This is a genomic window from Pseudomonas peli, assembly GCF_900099645.1.
Classification (GTDB): Bacteria; Pseudomonadota; Gammaproteobacteria; order Pseudomonadales; family Pseudomonadaceae; genus Aquipseudomonas; species Aquipseudomonas peli.
In genome coordinates, this window is the sequence record NZ_FMTL01000010.1 from 24,330 (window position 1) to 30,516 (window position 6,187).

The following is a 6,187-nucleotide window of genomic DNA, read 5'->3' on the forward strand; positions in this document are numbered from 1 at the left end:
GATTATTCCTTATTACCAAGTTTTGCATTCAATAGCAGGCGGATACTGTTCAAGTTATTCAAACCTGTTAAATATTGCTGCGCCGTAACATTGCCCGACTTCTCAGCGCCATTAAGAAGGCGCGCAAGCTGGTTAATATTGTTAGATATTTTATTAACCAAGTGCAAATATTGGTTATAATCTTCTGTGGCGGTCTTTTTTTCAGTAACAACAACTTTACTTGTATTGTCGCTGAAAAGTTGCCGGAAGAATTCCGACCTAGCCAGCCCGCTTTTTTCTACAGGCTCTTTATATGGCGCATAGGCGGACTCTGACAGGCGAAAAGAGATAACAATCGACTTCTCGCGCGGCTTACGCTCGCGCTGTTGCTGTTTGCTCTGCTTGTCGGCTTCCATCTTTTAGACTCGTAGAGGCTGCTATTGGGGTTTCAAAGGGGCTCCCCCTTTGGCACGGGATTATACACCTTGAGCGTAGCGAAAGTGTATACATCCATAGCGTGCCTGTGCCTTAAAGCTCTAGATTTGCTTTTTGCCCTGGCTTGGCCGTGTCATGTGAATGCAGGCAATTTGTCAGGACATTGCAGGCCGTTTGTCAGGTTTTTGACTGGATTTGGCGCGTTGTCAGGCGTTTGTCAGGCCTTTGCATGGCATTTGTCAGGATTAGCGGTTGACTGGCTCCAGGGCGGCCAATATCCTGCTCCAGCAGGCCAATAAGGGGCGTAAAAGTGGTATTGGAGCAAATCACCGAAGCGGGAAAGCAAATCAAGGGATTTGCCGAACTACCTATAACAGCTCAGGTTTCTGTGCTGTACATAGAAATTGAGGCCGCCAGGAAACTAAGCATCCCACTTTCTGCAATATGTGACGCAATGAACCTTGCAGGTTCAACGGTAACTTTAAGATACTTGCGGGAAGCGCTTTCTGTTGTCCGCCGCAGAATGAAAGCCCAGGGAATTGCGCCAGGAGCTGGCCCAGCTCCAAGCGCTCAAACCAAATCTAGTACGCAACAAATCGTTTCATCCACAACCAAACCGGCAATATTGCCGGTACAATCTGGCAATGCTGAAACGCAATCTCAAACCCCCAAGGAAGCGAGGGATCAAAAAGCCGAGACTTACACAAGTTCGGCAACGAATAACCCGCTACTCCGTCAACATCACAAACGAAAGGAATAAACATATGCCATATGTAATGACTATTAATTTTTCCGGCAACTCTGGGAAATCTACTACTACTGACAACATGATCGCGCCACGCATGGGCAATGCAGAAATTATCCGCATTGAGACAATCAACGCCCATGAAGGCGATGATGCAGAAAACCTAAAAGGTAAAGAGTACGGCCAAATTATCGAAGGCATCCCCCTTTTCGATAACGCTGTGGTAGACGTTGGTTCTTCCAACGTGCAGGACATAATGACCCTAATGGGTCAATACGCTGGATCGCATGAAATATTCGACTACTTCGTAGTCCCTACGGTCGCCCGACCGAAGCAAATTAAAGACACTATTTCAACTATTGAAGCACTGTCTGATATTGGCGTACCTCCTGAGAAAATCCGTTTGGTCTTCAACATGGTTGAAGATGAAGACGTTAATCTGGAAAAAGAATTTCACGCTCTGTTTGCTTACCATGCTGCAGAACAGAAATTTACGATCAACTCCGGTGCGGTGATCTATCAGAACGATTTTTATAGCCGCGCGGCAGGCCTGGGTACGTCGATAGAAAAAATCCTTGAAGACGAAACCGATTACAACAAACTGCTGAAAGAAGCCACTACGCCAGAAGATAAGATTGCGATTTCCCAGAAGCGCGCACTTAAATTCCTGGCAACAGGTCTTAAAGACAAGTTGGACAAGGCATTCAAAGCAACTTTTGAGTAATCGACAATGAGTAGCGCTGCCGATATGTTCAAAGACGCTGTTATTGCTGAAATAGCGTCTGATGTTCTCAAGATAAAAGAAGACGTGGATCAGCTCGGGCCACTTATTCAGCAGCTAAAGGATGGTCTGCCTTCGCATTTTGATTTGCTGCGGGCCGGCCTAATTGAAACACTCGATCTGATTAACGAGGGAATCAAAGAGGCGGGCGGCGAGCGGGTCGAGTTTGTTAAAGGCCAATTGCATGTTTTCATTGAGCAAGCCATTGATAAGGCATTTGCCGAAAACTCGGAGAAGGTCGATAAGCTTGTTCTGCAGTTTGAACGGCAGAACAATGCAGCGGCCCAGAACCTGCGCGCGCAGTACAGCGAAGTTTCGGAAGGTATGTCACAAATCCGACAGGAAGTCGGAAACATGCGCTTTCCAACCTGGCTAAAGGTTATAATCCCCCTCGCGTTCATTGTTGCTATTGGTTGCAGCAGTCTTATTAGCTGGCAGCTCGCCTCACAGAAAGAGGCCGTTTATATGCAAGCTTTTATGAAGCAACTAGAAGCTGAGAAGGCACCACAAAACCGGAAATAGGACTTTTTATGATGAAATCAAGGATTTTCGCGGGTCTGGTAGTTGCGACTCTCTCTTTCAGCGCCATGGCTAAAGATCCGTGCGGCACTGAGTTGTGCTTGTCTAACTATCAAATGGCGATGCAAGGCGGAATGTGCAAGCAGCACATTGACGACTTTTTCAGCATCATCAAATACAAGAAAGACAAATTTTCGCCGTCCAAAACCTTGAAGGCGCGGAAAGACTATTTGGACAAGTGCGAATCTGGCAACTCGTCGGACAAGGCCAGCATCCTGGCCAAGTATGGTTCGATCATCAAGCCCTGACGCACTACGTTTGTCGAACCCCTGGCCGAGCTTTAGCGTAGCTAAATGCTCGGCCAGGGGTTTTTACGTTTGGAACCAATATGACAACCACCCTCCCCCCGCAATCTCCAGGCGTCTCCCCTTACTTCGTCGCCCGCTTCTTCGCTAACGCCAATTTGGCTATAGGTGATGAATGGTACGATTGGACTAGCCTAGACCTGCTGCCAGGTTGCGGCGTCTTTAAATTCCCAGCGGCCGAACGCCTGGTATTCACTCGCGCACCAGTAGCCGAAGAATTTGAAGTTATAGAACTGCCATTACAGCAGGCACTAGAAACAATGCTTCCTGAATGCCGGTTTCATCTGAACCCCTATCGCTGGCACCGTGTTAAACAGCAGCTTAGCGAAGGCTCGATTGAACACCCGGAAATGGGCTTTAGCTGTGGGGCTGCAAGCCTCACAGATGGCCGCCATAGGGTGGTGGCCATGATGAAGTTCATGGGCATGGATCGCGCCCCGTTCGTGGTGTCACCAGAAGTAGCCGGCGCTGTGCGCCGCCACTTTTTCGGCTAGATCCGCGCGCACAAAAAAACCCGCGATAGCGGGTTTTTTTGTGGCTTCACGTCAACCAGTGGTCAACGCATTAGCTATGGTCGCCCCCAGCCTCATTACGGGCCGGATCTGCATACGCGCCGCGCTCCGCGAGGCGCTTACGCGCTTCGCTGGCTTTGGCCGCTCTCTCCTTCTCAGCCTGCCAGCGTAGGCCACGCTCTGCCAGTGCGCCCGGCGCAACCTTGCACAGCCACCAAATACCGAGGGCGGTCAGGCTACAGGTAACGAATAGGGCACCGTAACGGATCAGCGCCGGCATACTGTCGGCCCCGGAGCCGAATAAAAGCTCTGAGGTGACAAAAGCCGACGCTACAAAAAACGCCAGCACAACCACAAACAGGCAGCCAAAAACAGCCGGCAAAAGCGCTACGCCAGCATCCAACAAAAACCCCTTAACCCCTTTCACCATTGCACTCTGCATAGCTTCCTTTCTCCCTGGTAGTCGCCCGCATTTTCGCGGGCGCGAAAATCTAAGAGGCCATCACCACGGCCAAACGGCCAGGCTCCGGCCTGGCCCTGGCTGGGCCGACCACGATTTGCACGTCTCGCCCAAGGCGCAGCAGGCAATCCATTAGCTTGGCTTCGCTGATGCCTCGGAAGTTGCCGCGCAATAGGCTCGAAAGCTTCGGCTGTGTAAGGCCAATGACGGCGGCCGCCTCGGCTTGATTTGTAAAATGGCGGGCCTCGATGATTTCGGCCAGCTTGGCCACAAGCTGGGCCTTGACCATCATTTCATCCGGTTCGGCCGCGCCAATGTCTGCATAGACGTTGCCGCTGCCTTGCTCTAGCTCGATCACTTCCTTTCACCCTTGGCGTGCATTTCTGCCGCTTTCAGTCGTTCGTTGATAACATCCATATCCGGTTTCGGGGTGGCGATACCCTGCGTTGATTTCTTCTGAAAGCAATGCAGGACGTACACCGATTCGCCAAACTTCACCGTATAAACGGCGCGGTAAGTGCCGCCGCTGGAGTTCTCGACAACCTCTAACACCCCTGCCCCGCCAAAGCCCCTTAACGGCTTTGTATGTGCATGTTTTCGGCCTACCTGCGCCAGGTGCAAGGCAAAGCCGAAAGAGTCCTTTACATCCTCGGGCATGGCCTGCAAATCCCTCTTGGCCGACCCTACCCAGATAAGTGGTTTCATGTTCTGTTCCATGCCTAGAATTATACCTATATTGGTATAAATTGCAAGGGGCGCGCTCTGCTGGGCCGCCCTTTTTTGATAAAAAAAGGGCGGTCGGCTCTCTTGCCTGACCGCCCTAAAACCGCCGTTGCGGTGCGTCAACATAAGCCAGGGCTTACGATTCGTTTAACCCGTTGGGTCGGCCTCGATGGTGTGGCCGCTCGGCGCTGGCTCCCAAATTGGGACGTGAATTCTTTCCCGCACAACGCCAAAAACGGCAATTGGCTGGTCTAGCTTTACTTGGTGGATATGCGCCAGGCTCCTGCTGTGCGGGGTCGATGCTGTAACCACGCCGCGATATTGCACGCCGTAAAAAACCCCTTTAACTCGCGTCCCTACGGGGTGCGCCTGCTGTTCTGCGTCCACCTGATAACGGAAATCACCTTTCATGGGCTCCCCTCCCCTGCGGGCCGGGGCTATTAGCCCCGGCCGCGTCTCCTTATGCGTAGGCCGACCAGCGGGACGGTTTGTAGATCCGCACACCCTCAAGCTCGGTGTAATCCAAAGGGGCCGCACCGTTGAAGCTGGACAGCCTCACATAGCCTCGGCTGTCTGCTTTCTTGCGGAAGGCTTCGCCCAGGTACTCGCCAAGTAACGGCAGGCAAGTGCCGGTCATGCTCTGCGCACCGTCCGACTTTTTGTCGGCGCGGATCTGGCGCAGCTCTACCGAGCTTTTCCCCACTACGCGGACAACCTCGTAAAACTCGACGTTGGTTTGCTCATAACCCCAACTGCTGACCAAAACGTCGCGCTCTTTCAAACTGTGCGGGGCGTTGCGCTCTGCGCGCTCGGCCTGGCGGCGGGCCGCTTCATCGCGCACGGTCTTCGCCCACTTGCTGACGTAAACCTCTAGCGCGTCCTTGCTGCCGAACTTATAGAAAAAATCGGACTTCACAGAACGGCCCGAAAAGCCTTTGGCGCTCAACCCATCAGGGGAAGTAACCACCAACAGGCCGCACGAATCATCGCGCAGGGTTTCGGTGTAGCCGGTCGGGATCAGCTCGGCGCGGGTCAGTTTTGTCTTGGTAGCATTTCGCATGGTTGATACCTCAAGCGGCCAGGAAGAAAGAACGGGGGGAGTCGGTCACGCTATCCATCCAGGCTTCAAAGGCCTGAACATTGCGGTCTTCCAGTTCATCCATAAGCACTTCGCGGACTACCGGAATTTCCGGGCCGTTCTGCTTGCTGGTCAGCTCGAAAGCCTCTACCAATTGCACCAGGGAGAGCGGGGCCAGGGTCTTGCGCATGGCCTTTTTGCCTTCTTCTTTCGTTTTCATGTTTTGAGCCTTTTTCTTACGTTGACGGGGTGAAACTGGAAGGTCGTTATTGCCTCCCTTGGTGCGTATTATCTGGCTTTTGCCTATCTGTTGTCAACCGCTTTCGGTTGTCGTCTGCATTCTTTTTTGCACCTCGATGCCCCGGCTTTGGCATGCTTCTTGACGATCTGGGCCAAGCGTTTAGGGGTGCGTGCTTTGCTTTTCAATGAACACGCGCGCGAGCGCGCCGCCTCCTGCAGGACAGCGAAACACTCCAGGGCTAGGAGGCGATCCGTTCCAATGCGATGAGGGTTTGCGTGGCCCAGCGAAGCCGGAAGGCCGGCGCGATCAAGGGAGGGCACCGGAAGCCGCATGCGTAGCGCAGCCAGGC

The 6,187-nt window shown here is 52.6% G+C and carries 12 protein-coding genes; 5 read left to right on the forward strand and 7 right to left on the reverse strand.

Annotated features, from left to right (window positions below; translation table 11 throughout):
- Nucleotides 1-2: 2 nt before the first annotated feature.
- Nucleotides 3-395, reverse strand: coding sequence for a plasmid mobilization protein (locus tag BLO50_RS20915; protein WP_090256216.1), 393 nt, complete (start codon nucleotides 393-395; stop codon nucleotides 3-5).
- Nucleotides 396-724: 329 nt separating this feature from the next.
- On the opposite strand from BLO50_RS20915, the gene BLO50_RS21755 reads away from it, so the two are divergent.
- The 5 genes from BLO50_RS21755 (at nucleotide 725) to BLO50_RS20935 (ending at nucleotide 3,318) form a co-directional block, all read left to right on the forward strand.
- A complete protein-coding gene (locus tag BLO50_RS21755) occupies nucleotides 725-1,174 on the forward strand; it encodes a hypothetical protein (protein ID WP_143003853.1) in 450 nt (149 codons plus the stop codon).
- A gap of 4 nt (nucleotides 1,175-1,178) precedes the next feature.
- Nucleotides 1,179-1,883 carry a StbB family protein gene (stbB, locus tag BLO50_RS20920; protein WP_090256217.1) on the forward strand — a complete coding sequence of 235 codons (705 nt, stop codon included), beginning with the start codon at nucleotides 1,179-1,181 and terminating at the stop codon, nucleotides 1,881-1,883.
- A 6-nt stretch (nucleotides 1,884-1,889) separates the two neighbouring features.
- Entirely contained in the window at nucleotides 1,890-2,462 is a 573-nt protein-coding gene (locus tag BLO50_RS20925; protein WP_090256218.1) for a hypothetical protein, read from the forward strand.
- Nucleotides 2,463-2,470: 8 nt separating this feature from the next.
- Nucleotides 2,471-2,767 (forward strand): TrbM/KikA/MpfK family conjugal transfer protein, encoded by a 297-nt coding sequence (locus tag BLO50_RS20930; RefSeq protein WP_090256219.1) that lies wholly within the window; start codon nucleotides 2,471-2,473, stop codon nucleotides 2,765-2,767.
- An 80-nt stretch (nucleotides 2,768-2,847) separates the two neighbouring features.
- A complete protein-coding gene (locus BLO50_RS20935; protein WP_090256220.1) occupies nucleotides 2,848-3,318 on the forward strand; it encodes a hypothetical protein in 471 nt (156 codons plus the stop codon).
- Between the two features lie 70 nt (nucleotides 3,319-3,388).
- Here the strand turns inward: BLO50_RS20935 and BLO50_RS21760 are convergent, their stop codons facing one another.
- From BLO50_RS21760 to BLO50_RS20965, 6 genes are all read right to left on the reverse strand, one after another.
- Nucleotides 3,389-3,616: a hypothetical protein gene (locus BLO50_RS21760; RefSeq protein ID WP_143003854.1), complete on the reverse strand. Its 228-nt coding sequence runs from the start codon at nucleotides 3,614-3,616 to the stop codon at nucleotides 3,389-3,391.
- Between the two features lie 211 nt (nucleotides 3,617-3,827).
- Nucleotides 3,828-4,154, reverse strand: coding sequence for a helix-turn-helix domain-containing protein (locus BLO50_RS20945; protein WP_090256222.1), 327 nt, complete (start codon nucleotides 4,152-4,154; stop codon nucleotides 3,828-3,830).
- On the reverse strand, nucleotides 4,151-4,501 hold the full coding sequence (locus tag BLO50_RS20950; protein ID WP_090256228.1) for a type II toxin-antitoxin system RelE/ParE family toxin: 351 nt from the start codon (nucleotides 4,499-4,501) through the stop codon (nucleotides 4,151-4,153). The genes BLO50_RS20945 and BLO50_RS20950 overlap by 4 nt, the downstream gene beginning before the upstream one ends.
- 165 nt (nucleotides 4,502-4,666) lie before the next feature.
- Nucleotides 4,667-4,930 carry a hypothetical protein gene (locus tag BLO50_RS20955; RefSeq protein ID WP_090256223.1) on the reverse strand — a complete coding sequence of 88 codons (264 nt, stop codon included), beginning with the start codon at nucleotides 4,928-4,930 and terminating at the stop codon, nucleotides 4,667-4,669.
- A gap of 49 nt (nucleotides 4,931-4,979) precedes the next feature.
- Nucleotides 4,980-5,579 (reverse strand): hypothetical protein, encoded by a 600-nt coding sequence (locus tag BLO50_RS20960; protein WP_090256224.1) that lies wholly within the window; start codon nucleotides 5,577-5,579, stop codon nucleotides 4,980-4,982.
- A 10-nt stretch (nucleotides 5,580-5,589) separates the two neighbouring features.
- Nucleotides 5,590-5,817 carry a hypothetical protein gene (locus tag BLO50_RS20965; RefSeq protein WP_090256225.1) on the reverse strand — a complete coding sequence of 76 codons (228 nt, stop codon included), beginning with the start codon at nucleotides 5,815-5,817 and terminating at the stop codon, nucleotides 5,590-5,592.
- Nucleotides 5,818-6,187 lie beyond the last annotated feature (370 nt).